At 65.2% G+C, this 21,641-nt stretch carries 21 protein-coding genes; 18 read left to right on the top strand and 3 right to left on the bottom strand.

Going from position 1 to position 21,641, the window contains the following annotated elements; genetic code table 11:
- The first annotated feature begins 112 nt into the window (after positions 1 to 112).
- The 5 genes from HGO92_RS15620 (at position 113) to rbfA (ending at position 5,774) form a co-directional block, all read left to right on the top strand.
- Positions 113 to 727: a ribosome maturation factor RimP gene (locus tag HGO92_RS15620; RefSeq protein ID WP_169996419.1), complete on the top strand. Its 615-nt coding sequence runs from the start codon at positions 113 to 115 to the stop codon at positions 725 to 727.
- Position 728: 1 nt separating this feature from the next.
- Positions 729 to 1,706: a transcription termination factor NusA gene (gene nusA / locus HGO92_RS15615; RefSeq protein WP_169996417.1), complete on the top strand. Its 978-nt coding sequence runs from the start codon at positions 729 to 731 to the stop codon at positions 1,704 to 1,706.
- A 62-nt stretch (positions 1,707 to 1,768) separates the two neighbouring features.
- Positions 1,769 to 2,170 (top strand): DUF448 domain-containing protein, encoded by a 402-nt coding sequence (locus HGO92_RS15610; protein ID WP_169996415.1) that lies wholly within the window; start codon positions 1,769 to 1,771, stop codon positions 2,168 to 2,170.
- 136 nt (positions 2,171 to 2,306) lie between these two features.
- Entirely contained in the window at positions 2,307 to 5,213 is a 2,907-nt protein-coding gene (infB, locus tag HGO92_RS15605) for a translation initiation factor IF-2 (protein WP_169996412.1), read from the top strand.
- Positions 5,214 to 5,291: 78 nt separating this feature from the next.
- The gene (rbfA, locus tag HGO92_RS15600) at positions 5,292 to 5,774 is read left to right on the top strand and encodes a 30S ribosome-binding factor RbfA (RefSeq protein ID WP_169996410.1); all 483 of its coding nucleotides are present in this window, start codon (positions 5,292 to 5,294) and stop codon (positions 5,772 to 5,774) included.
- A gap of 68 nt (positions 5,775 to 5,842) precedes the next feature.
- On the opposite strand, the gene HGO92_RS15595 is transcribed toward rbfA, so the two are convergent.
- Positions 5,843 to 6,976 (bottom strand): ScyD/ScyE family protein, encoded by a 1,134-nt coding sequence (locus HGO92_RS15595; RefSeq protein WP_169996408.1) that lies wholly within the window; start codon positions 6,974 to 6,976, stop codon positions 5,843 to 5,845.
- A gap of 254 nt (positions 6,977 to 7,230) precedes the next feature.
- Between HGO92_RS15595 and HGO92_RS15590 the strand changes: the two genes are divergently transcribed.
- The 9 genes from HGO92_RS15590 to HGO92_RS15550 all read left to right on the top strand — a co-directional run bounded on the left by HGO92_RS15590 (position 7,231) and on the right by HGO92_RS15550 (position 16,724).
- A complete protein-coding gene (locus HGO92_RS15590) occupies positions 7,231 to 7,656 on the top strand; it encodes a nucleoside deaminase (protein WP_346768979.1) in 426 nt (141 codons plus the stop codon).
- A complete protein-coding gene (truB, locus tag HGO92_RS15585; RefSeq protein ID WP_169996405.1) occupies positions 7,637 to 8,626 on the top strand; it encodes a tRNA pseudouridine(55) synthase TruB in 990 nt (329 codons plus the stop codon). Before HGO92_RS15590 ends, truB begins: the two co-directional genes overlap by 20 nt.
- A complete protein-coding gene (locus HGO92_RS15580; RefSeq protein ID WP_169996403.1) occupies positions 8,626 to 9,000 on the top strand; it encodes a hypothetical protein in 375 nt (124 codons plus the stop codon). Before truB ends, HGO92_RS15580 begins: the two co-directional genes overlap by 1 nt.
- Positions 9,001 to 9,014: 14 nt before the next feature.
- The gene (locus tag HGO92_RS15575) at positions 9,015 to 9,458 is read left to right on the top strand and encodes a hypothetical protein (RefSeq protein ID WP_205834550.1); all 444 of its coding nucleotides are present in this window, start codon (positions 9,015 to 9,017) and stop codon (positions 9,456 to 9,458) included.
- A 103-nt stretch (positions 9,459 to 9,561) separates the two neighbouring features.
- Complete coding sequence (locus tag HGO92_RS15570) at positions 9,562 to 10,542, top strand: bifunctional riboflavin kinase/FAD synthetase (protein WP_169996400.1); 981 nt, start codon at positions 9,562 to 9,564, stop codon at positions 10,540 to 10,542.
- A 150-nt stretch (positions 10,543 to 10,692) separates the two neighbouring features.
- Complete coding sequence (gene rpsO / locus HGO92_RS15565) at positions 10,693 to 10,962, top strand: 30S ribosomal protein S15 (RefSeq protein WP_074702713.1); 270 nt, start codon at positions 10,693 to 10,695, stop codon at positions 10,960 to 10,962.
- Positions 10,963 to 11,292: 330 nt separating this feature from the next.
- Positions 11,293 to 13,548 (top strand): polyribonucleotide nucleotidyltransferase, encoded by a 2,256-nt coding sequence (locus HGO92_RS15560; RefSeq protein WP_169996557.1) that lies wholly within the window; start codon positions 11,293 to 11,295, stop codon positions 13,546 to 13,548.
- Between the two features lie 66 nt (positions 13,549 to 13,614).
- The gene (locus tag HGO92_RS15555) at positions 13,615 to 14,991 is read left to right on the top strand and encodes a M16 family metallopeptidase (RefSeq protein WP_169996398.1); all 1,377 of its coding nucleotides are present in this window, start codon (positions 13,615 to 13,617) and stop codon (positions 14,989 to 14,991) included.
- A 245-nt stretch (positions 14,992 to 15,236) separates the two neighbouring features.
- Entirely contained in the window at positions 15,237 to 16,724 is a 1,488-nt protein-coding gene (locus HGO92_RS15550) for an alanine/glycine:cation symporter family protein (RefSeq protein ID WP_169996396.1), read from the top strand.
- Between the two features lie 123 nt (positions 16,725 to 16,847).
- Here the strand turns inward: HGO92_RS15550 and HGO92_RS15545 are convergent, their stop codons facing one another.
- Both HGO92_RS15545 and moaA read right to left on the bottom strand, forming a co-directional pair.
- Complete coding sequence (locus HGO92_RS15545) at positions 16,848 to 17,120, bottom strand: MoaD/ThiS family protein (protein WP_169996394.1); 273 nt, start codon at positions 17,118 to 17,120, stop codon at positions 16,848 to 16,850.
- A 10-nt stretch (positions 17,121 to 17,130) separates the two neighbouring features.
- Positions 17,131 to 18,237: a GTP 3',8-cyclase MoaA gene (gene moaA, locus HGO92_RS15540; RefSeq protein ID WP_205834549.1), complete on the bottom strand. Its 1,107-nt coding sequence runs from the start codon at positions 18,235 to 18,237 to the stop codon at positions 17,131 to 17,133.
- A gap of 114 nt (positions 18,238 to 18,351) precedes the next feature.
- On the opposite strand from moaA, the gene HGO92_RS23805 reads away from it, so the two are divergent.
- The 4 genes from HGO92_RS23805 to HGO92_RS15525 are packed head-to-tail and all read left to right on the top strand — an operon-like array spanning position 18,352 to position 21,519.
- Positions 18,352 to 18,771: a TOBE domain-containing protein gene (locus HGO92_RS23805; RefSeq protein WP_346768977.1), complete on the top strand. Its 420-nt coding sequence runs from the start codon at positions 18,352 to 18,354 to the stop codon at positions 18,769 to 18,771.
- Positions 18,768 to 19,571 (top strand): molybdate ABC transporter substrate-binding protein, encoded by an 804-nt coding sequence (gene modA / locus HGO92_RS23800; RefSeq protein ID WP_346768976.1) that lies wholly within the window; start codon positions 18,768 to 18,770, stop codon positions 19,569 to 19,571. The genes HGO92_RS23805 and modA overlap by 4 nt, the downstream gene beginning before the upstream one ends.
- A complete protein-coding gene (locus HGO92_RS15530; RefSeq protein ID WP_169996390.1) occupies positions 19,568 to 20,455 on the top strand; it encodes an ABC transporter permease in 888 nt (295 codons plus the stop codon). Before modA ends, HGO92_RS15530 begins: the two co-directional genes overlap by 4 nt.
- A complete protein-coding gene (locus HGO92_RS15525; RefSeq protein WP_169996388.1) occupies positions 20,452 to 21,519 on the top strand; it encodes an ATP-binding cassette domain-containing protein in 1,068 nt (355 codons plus the stop codon). Before HGO92_RS15530 ends, HGO92_RS15525 begins: the two co-directional genes overlap by 4 nt.
- Positions 21,520 to 21,641 lie beyond the last annotated feature (122 nt).

Below are 21,641 nucleotides of genomic sequence, written 5' to 3'. Positions count from 1 at the left end.
GCAGCAGGCACGGACGCACCACACGGTGCGGCGCGTGGCCTATCAGCGTGTCACGGGAGCGTGAGAAAGTCGCTAGTCTAGTAGCTACAACAACATCTAGCGGGAGGCAGCTATGGCGGATCGACCCGATCACACCGGCGTGTTCCAGTCGGGGAAACCATCCGGCGCCCAGACCCAATTGGAAGCGTCGCGGCTGAAGGACCTACTGGCCCCCACCGTGGCTGCCAGCGACCTGTACTTGGAAGACATTGAAGTTCGGATCGCCGGAACCCAGCGCACCGTACACGTGATCGTGGATCTGCCCGAGGACCAGCAGGGCGGCGTGAGCCTGGACAAGATTTCGGAGGTCTCGCAGAGCCTGTCCGCGGCACTGGACGAGGACCCGCATGATGAGGGCGCCCCCTATGATCTTGAAGTTTCTTCCCCCGGCGTGAGCCGGCCGCTGACCGAGCCGCGGCACTGGCGCCGCAATCTCGGCCGCAAGGTGTCGGTGAAAGTTCTCGACGGCGACAACGTCACCGGGCGTCTGCTGGAAGTCGGGGACGATTCCGTCACGCTACGGCCCGACATTCCCGTGAAGAAGGGCATGAAGCCCAAGCACGGGGAACCCGTCCAACTGGCCTTTGCGAACATCCGCAGCGGCAAGGTGGAAATAGAATTCACCCACCTGGATGAAGACCTGGCCGCAGCTCAGATGCGCGGCGAACTAGAAGATGAGGAGGCCTGACATGGATATCGACATGAGCGCCCTGCGGTTCCTGGAACGTGAACGCGAAATCCCCCTGGACCTGCTCATTCCCACGATTGAGCAGGCGTTGCTGGTGGCGTACCACAAGACGCCGGGTTCGATCGATAAGGCTCGCGCCGAGCTGGACCGCAAGAGCGGCCATGTGACCATCTGGGCCGCGGAAATGGACGAGGACGGCACCGTTGTCGGCGAGTTCGACGACACCCCGAGCGGGTTCGGCCGTATTGCGGCTTCCACCGCGCGCCAGATCATTCTGCAGCGCCTGCGGGACGCCGAGGATGACAACGTGCTCGGCATTTTCCGCGGCAAGGAAGGCGAGCTCGTCTCCGGGTTGATCCAGCAAGGCCACAATCCCAACATGGTCCAGGTGGACCTCGGCACCGTCGAGGCACTGCTGCCGCCGCCGGAACAGGTGCCGGGGGAGAAGTACCCGCATGGCGCCCGCTTGCGTGCCTATGTGGTGGATGTACACCGCGGCATGAAGGGTCCATCAATCACGCTTTCCCGCTCGCACCCGGGCCTGGTCCGTAAACTCTTCGAACTGGAAGTCCCGGAGATCGCGGACAACAGCGTCGAGATCGTGGCGCTGGCGCGCGAGGCGGGCCACCGCACCAAGATCGCTGTGAAGGCCAACATTCCCGGCCTCAACGCCAAGGGCGCCTGCATTGGCGAGATGGGTTCCCGCGTGCGCGCCGTCATGACCGAGCTGCACGATGAGAAGATCGACATCGTGGACTTCAGCGAAGACCCGGCAACGTTTATCGGCAATGCCCTCTCTCCCTCGCGCGTGTCTTCGGTCACCATTACGGATCCGGATCTGCGTGCCGCCCGTGTGGTCGTGCCGGACTACCAGCTGTCCCTGGCCATCGGTAAAGAGGGCCAGAATGCCCGTTTGGCTGCCAAGCTCACCGGCTGGCGGATCGACATTGTGTCCGATGCTGTGGCGGTCCAGCAGTAGCCGCCGGCGCTGCAGCAACGGCTCCGGTTCGTAGACTGGCTAGGGAAAGCGCTAGAATAAACATGGTCCGGTCTTCCGACTTCCAGCCCGGCGGGCATGATTTCCGCCAGCAGGGCACCGCTGCGGCTTCGCCGCAGCGCACCTGCGTGGGTTGCCGCCGTCGGGATGACCAGGCCGGTTTGCTGCGTTTGGTCACGGCAGACGGTGCCAGCACCGTCGTCGTGGATCAATTCCGCCGCCTGCCCGGGCGGGGTGCTTGGCTGCATCCCCAACCCGAATGCCTGGCAATGGCTGTGAAGCGGCGTGCCTTCAACAGGGCCTTTAAGGGTAAAGTTGATAGCCGTGCCGTGGAAGGTTACTTCCAAGCACTTGATCCGGCCGCGGAAAACGTGTCCGGATCACACCAACCGTCCAACCTGAAAGCGGGTCAGAAAACTGATGGAAACCCGATGAGTGCCAAGTGATGAGTGCCCAACGATGACTTATCTGTTGTGCGCTGCCCACGGTCTGAGTGCGATGTGCGTTCCGCACGGCGCAGAAGGCCGCAGCAAGAAATAGACGGTTCGTGCCTGGCTCGGTGCGGACCGAGACAGGAGAAATGTGGCCAAGGTCCGCGTACACGAGCTCGCGAAAGAGCTCGGTATTACCTCGAAAGATGCAGTAGCAAAACTGCAGGAACTGGGCGAATTCGTCCGGTCCGCCTCATCCACCATTGAGGCGCCCGTCGTGAAGAAGCTTCGCGACGCCTACCCCGCCGCTCCGGCGAAGAATGCTTCTCCCGCTCCGGCAGCCAAGGCTGCACCGAAGCCGGCGGGTGCCCCGACGCCCGGGCCCAAAACCGAAGCGAAGCCAGCCGCCGCACCGCCGGCCGCACCCAGTGCGCCTGCAGCTCCGGCTGCCCAGGCTCCGGCTCCGACCGCGCCTGCGGCACCGGCTCCCCAGACTCCGGCTCCGACCGCGCCTGCGGCTCCGGCTGCCTCATCCGATACACCGGCACCGGCGAAGCCGGGCGCAGCTGCGCCCGCCAAGCCCGGCGCCGCTGCTCCGCGTCCAGGCGGCACCCGTGCCGGTGGCGCCCCCCGCCCCGGCAACAACCCGTTTGCCACCTCGCAGGGCATGCCCCGCGGCGCCCGTGGCGACCGCGAGCGTGACGGCGAGCGTGCACCGCGTCCGGGAAACAATCCTTTTGCAACCTCGCAGGGCATGCCCCGCGGCGGCCGTGACGGGGCTCCCCGTCCGGCGGCAGCAGGACAGGGCGGACCGCGTCCGGCTGCGGGCCAGGGCGGTCCCCGTCCCGGTGCTCCGCGTCCGGGTGCACCCCGTCCGGGTGCCCCGCGCCCCGGTGCTCCGCGTCCGGGTGCTCCGCGTCCGGCTGGCGGTCCCGGCGGCGGTCCGGGCGGCGCACGTCCGACTCCGGGCATGATGCCCAACCGTACCGAGCGTCCGGCACCTGCCGGCCGCGGCGGTGCTCCGGGCCGTCCGGGTGCTCCCGGGCGTCCGGGTACCGGTGGTCCCGGTGGCGGTGCCCCCGCCGGCGGTGGCTTCGGCAAGGGTGGCCGCGGACGCGGCGGAACCCAGGGTGCTTTCGGTAAGGGAGGCGCCGGCCGCGGCAAGCAGCGCAAGTCCAAGCGCGCCAAGCGCCAGGAGCTGGAGCAGATGAGTGCCCCGTCGCTGGGTGGCGTGAGCGTACCCCGCGGCGACGGCAAGACTGTTGTGCGCCTGCGCCGTGGTTCTTCGATCACGGACTTTGCCGACAAGATCGAGGCCAACCCGGCCGCACTGGTCACCGTGCTGTTCCACCTCGGCGAAATGGCTACTGCCACGCAGTCGCTGGACGAGGAAACCTTCGAACTGCTGGGTGAGGAACTGGGCTACAAGATCCAGGTTGTTTCCCCCGAGGACGAAGAGCGCGAGCTTCTGGACTCCTTCGACATCGACCTCGATGCCGAACTTGAGGCTGAGGGCGATGCAGAGCTGGAGAAGCGTGCGGCCGTTGTCACGGTCATGGGTCACGTTGACCACGGTAAGACCCGGCTGCTCGATGCCATCCGCAACACCAAGGTTGTTGAAGGCGAGCACGGCGGCATTACCCAGCACATTGGTGCGTACCAGATCGGCGTCGAGCACGACGGACGCGACCGCCGGATCACCTTCATCGATACTCCGGGCCACGAGGCGTTCACCGCCATGCGTGCCCGTGGTGCGAAGGTCACCGACATCGCCATCCTGGTCGTCGCAGCCGATGACGGCGTCATGCCGCAGACCATCGAGGCGCTCAACCACGCCCAGGCGGCCAATGTGCCGATCGTCGTGGCCGTGAACAAGATCGACAAGGAAGGCGCCAACCCGGAGAAGATCCGTGGCCAGCTGACCGAGTACGGTCTGGTTCCGGAAGAGTACGGAGGCGACACGATGTTCGTGGACGTCTCTGCTCGCCAGAATCTGAACATCGACGATCTGCTCTCGGCCGTGCTGCTGACTGCAGACGCTGCACTGGACCTGCGTGCCAACCCGAACAAGGACGCCCGCGGTATCGCCATCGAAGCGAACCTGGACAAGGGCCGTGGTGCGGTGGCAACCGTGCTGGTCCAGTCCGGTACGCTGCATGTCGGCGACACGATCGTTGCCGGTATTGCACACGGCCGCGTCCGCGCCATGTTCAACGAGAACGGCGACACGGTCGAAGCCGCTGAGCCGTCCCGTCCGGTCCAGGTACTGGGTCTGTCCACCGTGCCGCGTGCCGGCGACACCTTCCTGGTTACCGACGACGAGCGGACCGCCCGCCAGATCGCTGAGAAGCGTGAGGCTGCGGACCGCAATGCCGCCCTGGCCAAGCGCCGCAAGCGCATCAGCCTTGAAGACTTCGACAAGGCTGTGGCCGAGGGCAAGGTCGATACCCTCAACCTCATCCTCAAGGGTGACGTTTCCGGTGCGGTTGAAGCTCTGGAAGACTCGCTGCTCAAGATCGATGTTGGCGAAGGTGTGCAGCTGCGCGTCATCCACCGCGGTGTCGGTGCCATCACGCAGAACGACGTCAACTTGGCGACGGTCGACAACGCGATCATCATCGGGTTCAACGTCAAGCCCGCCGAGCGTGTGGCTGAATTGGCTGACCGCGAGGGCGTGGACATGCGCTTCTACTCGGTCATCTACGCAGCCATCGACGATATCGAGTTGGCCCTCAAGGGCATGCTCAAGCCGGAATACGAAGAGTTCCAGCTTGGAACGGCTGAAATCCGCGAGATCTTCCGTTCTTCCAAGCACGGAAACATCGCAGGTTCCATCGTCCGCTCCGGCATCATCCGGCGTAATACCAAGGCCCGTGTTAGCCGCGATGGCAAGATCATCGGCGACAACCTCAGCGTTGACTCGCTGAAGCGGTTCAAGGATGACGCCACCGAGGTCCGCGAGGGCTTCGAGTGCGGTATTGGCCTGGGGTCGTTCAACGACCTGAAGGAAGGCGACATGATCGAGACCTTCGAGATGCGCGAGAAGCCGCGCGCCTAAGTAATCTCCGATGCAGGCGCCCGGCGGTCACAACCGCCGGGCGCCTGCACCTTCACCAACACACCATGAGGAGGGGCTATGGCCGATCCAGCACGCGCCGCAAAACTGGCAGACCGGATTAAAGTTGTGGTTGCCCAGGCGCTGGAGCGCCGGGTCAAGGACCCGCGGCTCGGTTTTGTCACCATTACGGACGCCCGTGTCACCAACGACTTGCAGCACGCCACGCTTTACTACACCGTCTTCGGCGACGAGACCCAGCAGGCGGACACCCGCAAGGCGCTGGAGTCCGCCAAGGGAGTCCTGCGCTCCGAGGTTGGCAAGAACATCACGGTACGGCTGACCCCGACCCTGGAGTTCGTCCCGGACGAAATTCCGGTCAACGCCAGTCACCTCGAGGAACTGCTGCGGGCAGCCAAGGCCCGCGATGCCGAGGTTGCGGCCTTGGCAGAGGGCGCAGTTTTCGCCGGCGAGTCCGATCCTTACCGCAAGGACGACGAGGACGACGAGGACGACGAAGACGAAGAAGGCTTCACCGACGAACCGGACGAGGCAGCCAAGTAGCCTCGGCCGATCCGCAGTGCAGGAAGCGGCAGACCATGGGTCTGCCGCTTCCTTTTTTCTGCCGACGGTTACCGGAGACGGACCTTGATCACCTGCCCGGCCGCAGGCATCTGCGGTGCAGCGTTCATGGTGGCGTAAAGTGTCCGGCCCTCTATCTCCACTGCTCCCGGGACCTTGGTCTTGAGGAAGGTACGGACTCTGTCGCTGCCGTCCTCGACGACGGAGATCTTGCCGCCGAACGTCTCGGCCACGTAAATGTCGCCGCGCCTGCTCAGCGCCAGTCCGGTGGCACCGGCGAATCCATCCGCTATTTCGATAGTCTTTCCCGTCCTCGGGTGGACTTTGTAGACGGCTCCGAGCTCGCCCCAGCTGGTGTCTTCGGCCCCGCCGGGCAGTGTGCTGACGTACAGCCAGCCGTCGTCGCCGATTTCGACGTCGGTAGGTACCGGTTCAAGGTACAGGCGTTCACCGATCACGCAGTCCGGCAGTTTCTTCTCCCGGGCCAGCTCCTTGGTGATTTTGACCCTGGTGGCGGGAAGTACCGCAACGGTTCTTACCCGTTCGGAGTCTTTGTTGATCCTGAAGATCGCGTTGGCGCCGGCATCGGCGACAAAGATGCTGCGCCGGCTTACCGCGGTGGCATAAGCGTGCGAATCCACGCCGCCTTTGTACTTGTCGGGCCGGTCCATGGGCATCTTGATCTGGTCGAGGCAGCTCTTGCTGTCGATGTGGCGGAAGCCATAAGTCAGGTTCCCATCCGGATTATGCTTGGCCTCATGTTTGGCAACATCGGCGATGTCGCGGACCCTGCCGTTATCGGACCGGGATTTGATCACCTGGACGTTCGGCGCAGGATCGTGTTCGCCGGCACCGGTACCCTCCATGAAATACAAGGTGTCGCGGAAGCGCGAGACCGCGCCGACTTCCGTTCCCTTCTTTGCCGTCTTGTAGACATTGCGCAGGTCCCCGTCCTCCGTGATGCGGTCAAGGGTGCCGGCGAAGTTCTGCGTGACGTAGACCTCGGTGTTGTCCCTGCCGGTAGCCAGGCTCAACGGCGAGAACAGCGGGTGATCCACGGTGAGAGTTTCGACGTGGCGCGGATGGGGATCATCGCGGTGCGTCGCGTTGGCTGTGGCAATCCCGGAGGCCAGAACCATTCCAAGGGCGATGGGCAAGGCGATGCATAACTTGGTGCGTTTCACAGCTATTGCTCCTGTGCATGGCCGGCAGGCGTGCCCCGGCAGGCACGGATGGGGCCTGTTGGATGAAGATGTTAATACCTATGAGGCAACAGCACCGGCGGCCCTCGGTGCTCCCCAACTGATGCTGCCCTGGTAGCAGTAGGGTCAAGGTAGTCCTGCGTCATCCCACTGTCAACGATCAAAGGATTAAGGAAACCATAGAAAACGATGCTGATCGCGTAGCCGGATATCTGGCCCGGACGGTAGCCCTGGCCGTGCGCAACGTCGGTGCCGAAGGCGGGCCCTTCGGCGCGATCGTGGTGGCCCCTGACGGAAGAATCTTTGAGGGCAGCAACCGCGTGACCGCGAACAATGACCCGACGGCGCATGCGGAAGTGGTGGCAATCCGCCATGCCTGCAGCGAACTTGGAACCTTCAATCTCGCCGGCTGCTCCCTCTACAGCAGTTGCGAACCGTGTCCGCTGTGCCTCTCCGCCGCTCTCTGGTCGCGGTTGGATCACGTGTATTTTGCCGCCGACCGCCACGATGCTGCCCGGGCAGGCTTTGACGACGCCGACTTCTACGACTATATCCAGGGCAGGGGAGATCTTAATCTCATGCCGGTGGAGCAGATTGTGGTGCCGACATCGCAGGAACCCTTCCGCAGCTGGGAACAACTTGATGCCAAAACGGAGTACTGAGGTTCCTGGGGCCGTCGCCGGCGTGAATGGACCGGGCAGCCAACCCCATATACTGAAAGGCGTGAATTCCGGGCCGGTCCGTTCAGGACTAATAATCGTGGACAAGCCGCAGGGGTGGACCAGCCATGACGTGGTGGGCCGCATGCGGCGCCTGGCGGGGACCCGAAAAGTGGGCCATGCCGGTACCCTGGACCCGATGGCCACCGGCGTGCTGGTGGTGGGCATCAACCGGGCCACGCGGCTGCTGACGTACATTGTGGGCACCTCGAAGACCTACACGGCAACCATCAGGCTCGGCCAGTCCACCGTCACGGACGACGCCGAGGGTGAAGTCCTCAACGAAACCATTGCCGCTGCGGTCACCGAGCAGGAGATACACGCTGCCGTCGCCGCGCTGACCGGAGAAATCCAGCAGGTTCCCAGCAGCGTTTCCGCCATCAAGGTCAACGGCGAGCGGTCCTATGCGCGCGTCCGGGCCGGCAACGAGGTGAAACTGGCTGCCCGGCCGGTGACTGTCAGCCGTTTCGACATCCATCATGTCCGGCGCGAACGCGGCGGCAAACTGCTCGACGTGGACGTGACAGTGGAATGCTCGTCCGGAACGTACATCCGCGCCCTGGCGCGGGATCTCGGCAATGCGTTGGGAGTGGGCGGCCACCTGACGGCCCTTCGCCGCACGCAGGTTGGGCCGTACAGCATCGAAGCCGCAGCAACGCTGGAGGAACTGGCAGTCGAACTGCAGATGCTCGAGCTGGATGATGCAGCGCGCGCACTGTTTCCTGCACGTGAACTGAACGACGCCGAAGCAGCCGATCTGTCCCATGGGCGACGGATCTCTGCCGGGCAGGACCCGGCACCGGTGGCGGCGTTTGCCCCGGATGGAACTTTGGTTGCACTTTTGGAGAACAAAGGCGAAACGGCCAGACCCCTGCTGGTCTTCGCCGCCGGGAATGATGAGGGTAAGCGTTAGTGGTCGTCGACGGGTTTTTCATTGCCGGAGCAGTTGTTTGCCTTCTCGCCGCACTGATCTGCGTGGTCGCTGCGGTGATCAGGCAACCGCCCAATGACATCACGATCCTTTCGGTAGCCGCCGTGGAACTCTTCCTGCTGGTGTACGGCATCGCCGCCATCGTCCGGCAGGCCGGGGGAGAGGCGGTAGCGGGAGAGGTCTGGGAGTTCTGGGGGTACTGGATTACCGCCCTGCTGGTACCGATCGCGGCCTTCTGGTGGTCCATTCTGGAGCGAACCCGCTGGAGCAACCTGATCCTGGGTGCGGTGGGCCTGACCATTTTCGTGATGCTCTTGCGGATGGAGCAGATTTGGGATGGAGCCTTGGCAGTATGAAAGCGGAGAACAGCATGACTTCCCCTCAGGAAACCCCGGCAGAACCGGTGGAAACCGGCTCCCGTTCAACCGGAGCGGGACGACTGATTGTGGCCGTATACGGCGTCTTTGCCATCTCGGCCACGGCCCGGGCGTCCTATCAGATCGCCACAAAATTCACCGAGGCACCGGTCGCCTACCTGCTCTCGGCCTTTGCTGCTCTGGTCTACATCCTGGCCACCGTCGCTTTGGCCAAGAAGGGCATGCGCTGGTACTGGATCTCCGTCGCTGCCATCAGCGTTGAACTGCTCGGAGTTGTTGCTGTGGGTCTGCTGAGCCTGCTGGATCCGGCCTTGCTGCCGGAGGACACCGTCTGGTCCGGCTTCGGGCAAGGCTATGGCTACATTCCGCTGGTTCTGCCCCTGCTCGGACTCTGGTGGCTCTGGCGGCACCGGCCCCGGCCGGAACGAATGCGGTAATACCGCCCCGATCGTCCATAATGGACAACGGCGCCGCCGGATTTTTGCCGGGCGCGCCGAGACTGAACAGCTCATGAATAGCTAACGATGCGAGGAGCCTGCTGTGCACTACTGGAAAGACCTGGCCGAAGTACCCTCCGGTTTTGGTCCATCAGTGGTAACGCTGGGCAATTTCGACGGCGTGCACCGCGGCCACCAGCAGGTGCTGGCCAAGCTCGTGGAGACTGCCGCACGTCACAGCGCCAGCGCCGTCGCCATCTCCTTTGACCCCCATCCCGCACAGGTCCACCGTCCCGAGGCAGCGCCCCAGCAGATCATGGGGCTGCAGGACCGCATCGAGGCGCTTGAAGAGACCGGTATCGACGGACTGCTCATGATGACTTACACGCTCGAGCTTGCATCCGATACGCCGGAGGAGTTTGTCCGCAAAGTCTTCGTTGAAGCGCTCGGTGCATCCGCCGTCGTTATTGGTCACGACGTTCGGTTCGGCAAGGGCAACTCCGGTGACCTGAACACCATGCAGGAACTCGGCGAGCAGTTCGGCTTCGCCGTCGACGTGATCGAGGAATACGGTTCGGACCAGCCGGACGCCCCGGATTCGCTCTTCAGGGGTCGGCGCTGCTCCTCCTCCTGGGTCCGGGAAGCGCTGGCCGAGGGTGACGTGACAACGGCCGCCCAGGTGATGGGCCGGCTGCACCGGATGCGCGGCGAGGTGGTCCATGGGGATGCCCGGGGCCGCGAACTGGGCTTCCCAACGGCTAACCTTTCCCCGGATGCCAGCGGGCTGATCCCCGCCGACGGCATCTACGCCGGGTGGCTCTTTGACGAGTCGGGCCGGCGCTGGCCGGCAGCGATCTCCGTGGGCTCGAATCCGACGTTCGAAGGCGCCAGCCGCCGCGTCGAGGCCCACGTCATCGACCGTCCGAAGGAAGCAAACGGGGATTTCGACCTCTACGGCCAGCAGGTCGTTGTGGAGTTCGTCCGCCGACTGCGCGGCATGGTCGCCTACACCGGGCCGGAGGCTTTGATCGCCCAAATGGAGATCGACGTCGACCAGTCCCGGGCACTGCTTTCGACAGACTAACTCCCGGACAGGTAAACTGAGGGCTGAATTCGGCTGCGGTCCGTGGCGGCTGAATTTCTTTGTGCTTGTTCCGGTAATCCCGGCCGAGCGTGAAGACCCCGGCAGCGAAGTGCTGAAACGGGCCTCACGGCACAACTTCTAGGAGTTATTGTGGCATTAGACGCCGCTATCAAGCAGGAAATCATCAAGGAATACGCCACCCACGAGGGCGACACGGGTTCACCCGAGGTACAGATTGCAGTTCTGTCCCGCCGCATCTCGGACCTGACGGAACACCTGAAGATGCACAAGCATGACCACCACACCCGCCGCGGCCTGATGGCCCTGGTTGGTCGTCGCCGCCGCATGCTGGCTTACCTGCGCGACACCGACATCACGCGCTACCGTGCGCTCATTGAGCGTCTCGGCCTGCGCCGCTAGTCTGCTGTGAAGGCGGCTCTTTCTGAACTGCTGAGGGCATAGGAAAGAGCCGCCTTCGCTTTGCTTGGCGCAGAGCCACCGGCCGGGATCCGGCAGGTGGGCAACCATAATTACAAAACAGGAGTGACCGGCGTCGTAAGCATTCGCGGTCCTCGGTAGTGATTTCCGGGAGTGGCCGGTGCAGCAACGCACAGCCGCCCGGGGGTCTCGATCGAAGACCGGGTGTTGACAGACCCCATGGCCAGCCGCAGGCGCTTCCCACCGAGGGAAGCAGGCAAGTCTGGGCCGATGCTGGTTACCTCCGACACCACAGAAACGGAGGTGACTCTCTTGGAGGGTCCCGAAATTCAGTTCTCGGAAGCGGTCATTGACAATGGCCGTTTCGGCAAGCGCGTTATCCGGTTTGAAACCGGCCGCGTTGCACAGCAGGCCGCAGGCTCGGCGATGGTCTACATCGACGAAGACACCGCACTGCTGTCCGCCACCACCGCCGGAAAGTCCCCGCGTGAGGGCTTTGACTTCTTCCCCCTGACGGTGGATGTCGAAGAGCGCATGTACGCCGCCGGCCGCATTCCCGGATCGTTCTTCCGCCGCGAAGGCCGTCCGTCCACGGAAGCCATCCTGGCCTGCCGCCTGATGGACCGCCCGCTGCGTCCGGCCTTCGTGAAGGGCCTGCGCAACGAGGTGCAGATCGTGGTCACCGTCCTGGCGATCAATCCGGACGTGCTGTACGACGTCGTGGCCATCAACGCGTCCTCCATGTCCACCCAGCTCTCGGGCCTGCCGTTCTCCGGCCCGATCGGCGGCGTGCGCGTGGCGCTGATCGAAGGCCAGTGGGTTGCCTTCCCGAAGCACACCGAACTGGAGAAGGCCGTCTTCAGCATGGTTGTTGCCGGCCGTGTCGCCGGTGACGACGTCGCCATCATGATGGTCGAGGCCGAAGCCACGGACAACGCCTGGCAGCTGATCAAGGAAGAGGGCGCCCCCGCCCCGACCGAAGAGGTTGTTGCCGAGGGTCTGGAAGCGGCCAAGCCGTTCATCAAGTCCCTGTGCGACGCCCAGGTCCAGCTGGCCGCAGCCGCTGCCAAGCCGACCGTCGAGTTCCCGGTCTTCAAGGACTACGAGGACGATGTGTTCGCTGCAGTGGAAGCCGCTGCTGCCACGAAGCTGACCGAGATCTTCTCGATCGCGGACAAGCAGACCCGCAATGATGCTGCCGACGACTTCAAGGCAGAGATCCTGGCCCAGTTCGGCGGTTCCGAGGAAGCCCAGTTCGCCGGGCGCGAGAAGGAAGTTTCGGCTGCCTTCAACTCCGTCACCAAGCAGGTAGTCCGCCAGCGCATCCTGAAGGACCAGGTCCGCATCGACGGCCGTGGCCTGACGGACATCCGCACGCTGACCGCCGAGGTAGAGGTTCTGCCCCGCGTGCACGGTTCGGCCATCTTCGAACGCGGCGAAACCCAGATCATGGGTGTCACCACGCTGAACATGCTCAAGATGGAACAGCAGATCGATTCGCTGTCGCCGGTAACGCGCAAGCGGTACATGCACAACTACAACTTCCCGCCCTACTCCACCGGTGAGACCGGCCGCGTCGGTTCACCGAAGCGCCGCGAAATCGGCCACGGCGCCCTCGCCGAGCGCGCCCTGGTGCCGGTGCTGCCTTCGCGTGAAGAGTTCCCGTACGCCATCCGCCAGGTCTCCGAAGCTCTCAGCTCCAACGGTTCCACCTCGATGGGCTCGGTCTGCGCCTCGACGCTGTCCCTGCTCAACGCCGGTGTGCCGCTGAAGGCTCCGGTTGCCGGCATCGCCATGGGCCTGGTTTCCGACCAGGTCGACGGCGAGACCCGCTACGCCGCGCTGACCGACATCCTCGGTGCCGAAGATGCCTACGGCGATATGGACTTCAAGGTTGCCGGTACCGCCGAGTTCGTCACCGCGATCCAGCTCGACACCAAGCTGGACGGCATTCCCGCGTCGGTTCTGGCCGCCGCGCTGAAGCAGGCCCGCGAAGCCCGCCTGCATATCCTGGGCGTGCTCGAGGCCGCGATCGATACCCCGGACGAGCTTTCCGAGTTCGCGCCGCGGATCATCTCGGTCAAGATCCCCGTGGACAAGATCGGCGAGGTCATTGGCCCGAAGGGCAAGATGATCAACCAGATCCAGGAGGACACCGGCGCGGATATCTCCATCGAAGATGACGGTACCGTGCTGATCGGTGCCACCGACGGCGGTTCCGCCGAGGCAGCCCGCTCCGCCATCAACGCCATCGCGAACCCGCAGGTTCCTGAGGTCGGCGAGCGTTACCTGGGCACAGTTGTCAAGACCACCACGTTCGGCGCCTTCGTGTCCCTGACACCGGGCAAGGACGGCCTGCTGCACATCTCCGAGCTGCGCAAGCTGGCCGGCGGCAAGCGCGTGGACAATGTCGACGAGGTTGTCTCCGTGGGCCAGAAGGTCCAGGTCGAGATCACCAAGATCGACGACCGCGGAAAGCTCTCCCTGTCTCCGGTTGTTGCCGAAGAGGCGGCCGGCGACGGCGCTTCCGAGGACGTCCTGGAGCCGGCGGAAGGTTCCGCAGAGTAAATGCCTGAAGCATTTGGCAACGAACTCCCCGCTGCAGAGTCACGCTCTGCGGCGGGGAGTTCCGCTATGTCCCGAGGTATCCATTTGCCGCTGTCCGCCGCTGAAGGCCATACGGACGCCACCGATCTCGGTGGATCCGATCCCACATTGATCCATGGTGATCCGGGCGGCTCCGTGGTGCGGCGTTCCGTGCTCCCTGGCGGCGTCCGGGTGCTGACGGAAGCCATGCCCGGACAACGTTCGGCGACTATCGGCTTCTGGGTCGGCGTTGGCTCCCGGGACGAGGCGGAGGGCCAGCACGGCTCGACGCACTTCCTGGAGCACCTGCTGTTCAAGGGAACGAAGCGGCGCACGGCGCTTGACATTGCGTCGGCTTTTGACGAGGTCGGCGGGGAGTCCAATGCCGCGACGGCCAAGGAGAACACCTGCTACTACGCGCGCGTGCTGGACACCGATCTGCCGATGGCCATCGACGTCATCGCGGACATGATCACCTCCGCCGTGCTCGACAACAGCGAGCTGGAGCAGGAACGCGACGTCATCCTCGAAGAGCTGGCGATGGACAATGACGATCCCTCGGACGTCTGCCACGAGAAGTTCGTCGAGGCCGTCTTGGCCGGCCACCCCCTGGGGCGCCCGATCGGCGGCACTCCCGAGGCGATCATGGCGGTACCCCGTACCGCTGTCTGGGACCACTACCAGCGGTACTATCGCCCGGATGAGCTGGTTGTGACTGTAGCTGGAGGATTGGAGCACGACGACGTCTGCCGGCTGGTTCTGCAGGCGCTGGAGGGCGCGGGCTGGGTACTCAAGCCCGGAGTTGCTCCAGTGCAGCGACGCTCCGCCGAGCGCGCGGACATCACGTCAGTGGCGGGCATCCATGTCCACCGCCGTCCGGTCGAGCAGGCCAACATCGTCATGGGCTGCCAATCCATAGTCGCCACCGACGAACGGCGCTTCGTCATGAGCGTCCTCAACGCGGTTCTTGGCGGCGGCATGTCGTCGAGGCTGTTCCAGGAAGTCAGGGAAAAGCGCGGGCTTGTCTACGCCACGTACTCCTTCGCGGGGTCCTACGCGGACGCCGGCTACTTCGGCATGTACGCGGGCTGCTCTCCGGCGAAGACCAAGCAGGTTATCGAACTGCTGGGTTCCGAGCTGGACAAGCTGGCCTCGGACGGAATAACCGCCGAAGAGCTGCGCAAGGCGGTCGGACAGTTGTCCGGCGGCATCGTCCTGGCGCTGGAAGACAGCGGGTCGCGGATGTCGCGGCTTGGACGCGCGGAACTTGTCTCGGGAGAGTTCCTGGACGCGGACGAGACGCTGGCGAGGATCCGCGCCGTCACGCCGGAGGAAGTGCAGGCGCTGGCTGCCGAACTGGCCGCCGCGCCGCGCACGGTAACCGTCGTCGGTCCGTTTGATTCACCGGCGGATTTCGGTCTCTAAGCGTTCCGCAACTTCTACCCGGCGGCCGGGTGTCCGGGCAATAACCGGGCACCCGGCCGCTGCACTTTTCTGCGCCTGCGGGACGAGCCGTATGGTGATTCTGCGTTGTATGAAGCACGTCATGGCTCGGAGCGGGGCTGCCCTGGGCCGGAAATGTGAATGGGCTGCCCCGGGGTACTAGACTGGTTCCGGCTGTGGGTGACTGCAGTCACACACCTGCACCTGCACCGCAATTGGAGAATGTTTTGGAAGACATAACGGAGTTTCTATCGGCCGTTAGTTCGGTTGTCTGGGGTCCATTTCTGCTCATACCGCTGCTGCTGGGCACCGGTCTGTACCTCACTATCCGCTTGGGTGGTCTCCAGTTCCTGAAACTGGGCGTGGCGCTCCGGCTTGGACTGTTCACGCGCAAGGACGCAGGGGCCGAGGGTGATATTTCGCAGTTCCAGGCACTGACTACAGCGCTGGCTGCCACCGTGGGCACCGGCAACATTGTCGGCGTCGCCACAGCTATTGGTATCGGCGGCCCCGGCGCGCTGTTCTGGATGTGGGTGACGGCCATGGTGGGGATGGCGTCAAAGTACTCGGAGGCTTTTCTGGGCGTCCGTTTCCGCACAACGGACGATGCCGGAGAAAAGTCCGGCGGACCGCAGTACTACCTCGAGCGCGGAATCAAAAACCGTTTCGGTAAGGTTCTGGCCCTCGCCTTCGCCATCTTCGCGTTCCTGGCCTCCTTCGGCATCGGCAACATGACCCAGGGCAACGCCATCGCGACCAATGTTGAGAACAGCTGGAACCTTCCGCTGTGGATTACGGGCGCTGTTCTCGCGGTACTGACTCTTTTGGTGCTCGTGGGAGGCATCAAGTCCATCGGCCGCGTGACGGCGGGCCTGGTCCCGATCATGATCGTGTTCTACGTACTTGGCGCCATCTATATCCTGATTGCCAATATTGAAGGTCTACCCGCGGCCTTTGCCCTGATCTTCACGGATGCCTTCACCGGAACGGCAGCTGTCGGCGGGTTCACCGGTTCCGCAATCATCCTGGTGGTGCAGATGGGTGTGGCACGAGGTATTTTCTCCAATGAATCAGGCCTCGGTTCCGCCGCGATCGCGGCAGCTGCCGCGCAGACCACACACCCAGTGCGCCAAGGGCTGGTCTCCATGACTCAGACCTTCATCGACACGATCATCGTGGTCAGCTGCACCGGCCTGGTCATTATCACCACCGGTGTCTGGGAACTGGGCGGTGACCAGGCAGCGGTCATGACCGGCGAAGCTTTCACTCACGGACTTCCGGGCGAGTGGGGGCACTGGATTGTCACCGTGGGCCTGATTTTGTTCGCTTTTTCGACGATTCTGGGCTGGGCGTACTATGGCGAACGGAACGTAGAGCGGCTGTTCGGCCGCCGCGGGGTGACACCGTACCGTGTCGTGTTCTCAATCGTCGTCTTCATCGGAAGCACGGTCCCGCTGGCCGTGGTCTGGAATTTCTCCGACGTGATGAACGGCTTGATGGCCCTGCCCAACCTCGTCGGGCTGCTCATTCTCTCCGGCCTGATTGTGCGCGAGACCCGGCACTACCTCAAACATGATCCGGAGCTCAAGGCAAACAAGGACGAGATCGAGGCCTTCATGCGGGACCAGCCCGGTTGGGGCGAGTGGAAGGCCGGCGACGTGGTCGGCTCCTCGCACCACCGCGAGCGTCAGGTGCCGCAGGGCGAGGCCCGATAGCCTCAGCAGCGGCACACAGCAACGATGAAGGCCCCGTTTCCGGTTACCGGAAACGGGGCCTTCATGCTGGAAGCTTCTGCCAGCGAACGCCGTCTGGACAGACTGGACTTTCGACGCGGGAGGTTAGCCGCCGGCGAAGGGCGGGAGGATGTCGATGATGTCCTGATCTTCAAGGACTGCCGAACGGTCCTTGCAGGCGATCTCGTTGCGCAGGAAACTGCTGCGCGCGATCACCGACTCCAGTGCCGGTGCACCCTTGGACTGCGCGCCCGGGGACGGGTGCTCCCGGATCAGCACGGCCAGGACGTCTGCCAGGGTGCTGCCTTCGGGCAGAACTAGCTTTTCCTCTTCGACGCCGGCCGCGGCCTGGGCCGCGCCGAAGTACCTGATCAACAACAACAACAATTCAACCGCCGATCGCGCTCATGGTTCGGTCCGGCTGGACGAAGTCCTCGGCGCCCAGCCCGGTATGGTCCATCCCGTGTGCCCGGGGTTTGGCCCACATCGCTTCGCGCCACCGTTCGGCGACCGCCTCGTCCCCGGCGCCGCTGCGGAGCAGGTCGCGCAGGTCGGTTTCCTCATGCGAGAACAGGCAGGAACGGACCTTGCCTTCGGCCGTGATCCGGGTCCGGCGGCAGTCGGCGCAGAAAGGCTCGGTGACCGAGGCGATGATGCCTACAGTGCCGACTATGACGTCGGGCGCAGAGCGCCGTCGTACTTCCCACCTTTCGGCCGGGGCACCGTCGCGGCGCCGCGGATCCGCGGTGAGGACAAACTCCTGTTCCAGCAGCGCGCGGATCTCGGCGGCCGAAATCATGTTCTGCCGGGTCCAGCCGTGGTCGGCGTCCAGCGGCATTTGTTCGATGAAGCGCAGTTCGTAGCCGTGGCTAACGGCCCACTCCAGCAGACCGGACGCTTCCTGGTCGTTGATGCCGCGCATCAGCACCGCGTTGATCTTGATCAGGCCGAGACCCACCCGGTCCGCTTCTTCGATCCCCTTGAGCACGCGGTCAAGGAAGGGCCGGCGGGTGAGCTGGGCGAAGGTTTCCGGGTGCAGCGAATCCATCGATACGTTGATGCGGCTCAGGCCTGCGTCTTTGAGGATCCGAGCCTTCTTGTCGAGGCCGAGGCCGTTGGTGGTCAGCGACACCGGCAGGTCCGGATGGTTGTTTCGGACCCCGGCGATGATGTCGGCCAAGCCGGCGCGCACAAGCGGCTCGCCGCCGGTCAGGCGCAGTTCGCGCACACCCAGATGGTCGACGGCGATGTCCACCAGCCGGACGATTTCGGTATCCGTGAGGACCTGTTCCTTGTTCAGCCAGTCCAGGCCTTCGGCCGGCATGCAGTAGGTGCAGCGCAGATTGCATTTGTCCGTCAGCGAGATGCGCAGGTCCGTCGCGGAGCGGCCGAAACGATCAATCAGCGCGGGGCCGGCATCTGCCGGACGCGCGGGCGGGGCAGCAGGGCCGCGGGCGCCGGCCGAGACCTGCGGCATCCCCAAATTAACGCTCATGTATCGAGGGTACGTCAGTGCCGGCTGCCTTGCCGAGACCCGTCTCCCCATGTGGACAGTGGACGGCTGCGTTGAACCTGTTCAACCCGCAGATGCGGGACTATGCTGGACTTCGTGACGCAAATACGAGTTGTGGATGCCGCACGCTTCCTTGGGGTCAGTGATGACACGGTCCGTCGATGGATCGAAGCCGGCACGCTGACCGGGCAGCGCGATGCCGCCGGGCGTACCGTGGTCGCCGGGACAGAGCTGGCAGCCCTGGCCAAAGAACAGGCCGCCCTGCCGCCGGACCAGGCCGCGGCGGGCAGTTCGGCCCGGAACCGCTTTGTGGGGCTGGTGACCTCCGTGGTGATGGACAAGGTGATGGCGCAGGTGGAGCTGCAGTGCGGCCCGCACCGGGTGGTATCGCTGATGAGTGCCGAGGCCGTCCGCGAGCTGGGGCTGGAACCAGGTTCGGTGGCCACCGCCGTGGTGAAGGCAACCAACGTGATCGTACAGACGCCGGCCGCCCAGCCTGCGAAGGGCCGGCCGTGAGGCGGGCGGTACAGCGGTCCAGCAAGACGACTGCAGGGCCCGGACGGCTTGCCGCAGCACTACTGGCGCTGGCGGGAACCATGGGGCTGGCTGCCTGCGGCTCCGGGGGCGCGGCGGAAGGCACCATCACGGTGTATGCGGCTGCGTCGCTGGCGGCACCGTTCACTGCGCTGGCGGAGTCCTTCGAGGCCCAGGCGCCGGGCAGTACAGTCCGATTGAGCTTCGCCGGGTCGGCCGACCTGGCCACCCAGATCATCGAGGGCGCCCCTGCCGATATCTTCGCGTCGGCGGATGCCGCCACCCTGGCGCGCGTGGAGGAGGCCGGGGGAGTGGCCGGCAGTGTGCAGAAGCTGGCCACCAACATACCGGCCCTGGTGGTGCCGGCCGCCAACCCCGCGGGCATCGAAACCTTGGCAGACCTGGAACGGCCGGACGTGAAGCTCGTGCTGTGCGCCCCGCAGGTGCCATGTGGTGCCGCCGCCCGGAAACTGGCCGAGGCGGGCGGCGTGAGACTTGCCCCGGTCAGCGAGGAAAATTCGGTGACGGCGGTCCTCGGAAAAGTGACCGCGGGCGAGGCGGATGCAGGCTTTGTGTACCGGACCGACGCCGTGCGCGCCGGGGACGAAGTCCGGACCATCCCCGTGCCCCATGCCGGGGACGCCGCGGTGACCTACCCGATCGCGGTCACCGTCGGCGCCGCCGGAACCGGCCGGGAGGAGCTCGCCCGGGAGTTCGTGGAGTATGTGACCGGTGAGCAAGGGCAGCGTGTGCTCACTGACGCCGGGTTCGGCATGCCATGACCACGGGCCCAGCCAGCACACGCCCCGCGCAGGACGGAACAGCCGGCCTCGGCGCGCCACTGCCCCCGGCGGGGCGGCAGCCTGTCCGGCAGGGGACTACGGGGCTGCCCGCCGCGGTCTTCATCTTCGCCGCGGCCGGAACCGTGCTGGTGCTGCTGCCGCTGCTTGCCATGGCGCTGCGGGTGGACTGGGCCGGTTTCTGGCCGCTGGTTACGAGCGACGGCGCGCTGGCCGCCCTGGGCCTGAGCCTGCGAACCGCCACCGCCAGCACCCTGGTGTGCCTGCTGCTGGGCACGCCGCTGGCGCTGGTGCTGGCCCGCTCGAGCTTCCCGGGCCGCAAGCTGCTCCGGGCGCTGGTGCTGCTGCCGCTGGTACTGCCGCCCGTCGTCGGGGGTATGGCCCTGCTCTATACCTTCGGCCGCCAGGGCCTGCTGGGCAGCACCTTGGAGCTTTGGGGGATCCAGATCGCCTTCTCCACCACGGCTGTCGTGCTCGCGCAGAGCTTCGTAGCGCTGCCGTTCCTGGTACTTAGCGTGGAAGCGTCGCTGCGGAGCTCGGGCAGCCGCTACGAGCAGGCCGCCGCCACCCTGGGCGCCCGTCCTGCAACAGTGCTGCGCCGGGTGACGCTACCGCTGCTGCTGCCCGCGCTGGCGTCGGGCACCGTGCTGTGCTTCGCCCGGGCACTGGGCGAATTCGGTGCCACTTTGACCTTTGCCGGCAGTCTGACCGGCGTGACCCGGACGCTGCCGCTGGAAATCTACCTCCAGCGCGAGACTGATCCGGACGCCGCCGTGGCCCTTTCGATGTTGCTGGTCGCTGCCGCCGTCGTGATTGTGGCGTTGACGTATGGGCGCACCGGCCTCGGGAATGGGGCCAGGCGGTGAGTTTTACCGTGCGGGCCGCCTTGGCTGAGCGGCAGTTGGACGTCAGGTTCAAGGTTAACGACGGCGAGACCGTCGCCCTGATGGGGGCGAACGGGGCCGGGAAGTCCAGCGTGCTGGCCATCATCGCGGGGCTGGTCCGGCCCGATCACGGCGAAGCGGTGCTGGACGGGCGCGTCTTGTTCGGAACGGGCACCGTGCTGCCGCCGCACCGGCGGTCCGTGGCGTTGCTGTCCCAGGATGCGCTGCTGTTCCCCCGGCTGAGCGCGCTTGAGAACGTCGCCTTCGGCCCGCGCAGCCAGGGAATCCCGAAGCGCGCCGCACGGAAACGTGCACTGGACTGGCTGGCAGAGGCCGAGGCCACCCACCTGGGCGCGCGCCGCCCGGCCGAGCTGTCCGGCGGGCAGGCCCAGCGGGTCGCGATCGCCCGGGCCTTAGCGGCGGAACCGGACCTGCTGCTGCTGGACGAACCGCTCGCAGCGCTGGATGCAACGGTGGCCCCGGTAATCCGCCGCATGCTCCGGCGGGTGCTTGCCGGCCGCCGCGCCATCATCGTCACCCACGACATTCTCGATGCCCTCCTGCTGGCGGACCGTGTCCTGGTCCTGGAACACGGCCGCGTGGTGGAGCAGGGCACGCCGAAGCAGCTCATCGCGCATCCTCGCAGCGCCTTCACGGCGGAACTGGCCGGCCTGAACGTCATCGGGGGCACCGCGGCTGCGGAGGGTCTGCTCGCGGGCGGGGGCCAGCCCGGTATTCCGGCAGGATCGCCGGTGGCGGGGACGGCAGTCCAGCCGCTGGAACCGGGGGAGTCTGCGGTCGCCGCCTTCCGTCCCGCTGCCGTGTCCGTCTTTGCCGAGCGGCCGCACGGCAGCCCGCGCAACGTCCTGGCGGTGACCGTTGACGATCTGGAGCCAGCCGCCGGACACTTAAAGGTACGGGCCGGTCAGCTCGCTGCGGAGGTCACGGCTGCTGCGGCGGCGGAATTGGATATCTACCCGGGGCGCAGCATGTATTTCGCCGTCAAGGCGGCGGAGGTCAGCATCTATCCGGCCAAGAGCGCCTGACCCGTCCGGCCGCTGCAACTGCCGCAGCCGCCGGAAAACCGCGAGGCTGGAGGCCCGATGGCACCGAACCCAGGGGCACCGAACCGATGGGCACCCAACCGTCCGGCGGTCAACAACGGGGC

It is taken from the genome of Crystallibacter degradans (genome assembly GCF_012952295.1).
GTDB lineage: Bacteria > Actinomycetota > Actinomycetes > Actinomycetales > Micrococcaceae > Crystallibacter > Crystallibacter degradans.
Note: the sequence above shows the minus strand (reverse complement) of the source record. Positions and strands in the feature narration are given on the sequence as shown.

Bases quoted from the DNA above. Each gene is read 5' to 3' on its own strand.
- HGO92_RS15620 (WP_169996419.1), top strand. From the start codon at position 113: ATGGCGGATCGACCCGATCACACCGGCGTGTTCCAGTCGGGGAAACCA.
- nusA (WP_169996417.1), top strand. From the start codon at position 729: ATGGATATCGACATGAGCGCCCTGCGGTTCCTGGAACGTGAACGCGAA.
- HGO92_RS15610 (WP_169996415.1), top strand. From the start codon at position 1,769: ATGGTCCGGTCTTCCGACTTCCAGCCCGGCGGGCATGATTTCCGCCAG.
- rbfA (WP_169996410.1), top strand. From the start codon at position 5,292: ATGGCCGATCCAGCACGCGCCGCAAAACTGGCAGACCGGATTAAAGTT.
- truB (WP_169996405.1), top strand. From the start codon at position 7,637: ATGCCAAAACGGAGTACTGAGGTTCCTGGGGCCGTCGCCGGCGTGAAT.
- HGO92_RS15575 (WP_205834550.1), top strand. From the start codon at position 9,015: ATGACTTCCCCTCAGGAAACCCCGGCAGAACCGGTGGAAACCGGCTCC.
- HGO92_RS15555 (WP_169996398.1), top strand. From the start codon at position 13,615: ATGTCCCGAGGTATCCATTTGCCGCTGTCCGCCGCTGAAGGCCATACG.
- moaA (WP_205834549.1), bottom strand. From the start codon at position 18,237: ATGAGCGTTAATTTGGGGATGCCGCAGGTCTCGGCCGGCGCCCGCGGC.
- HGO92_RS15530 (WP_169996390.1), top strand. From the start codon at position 19,568: ATGACCACGGGCCCAGCCAGCACACGCCCCGCGCAGGACGGAACAGCC.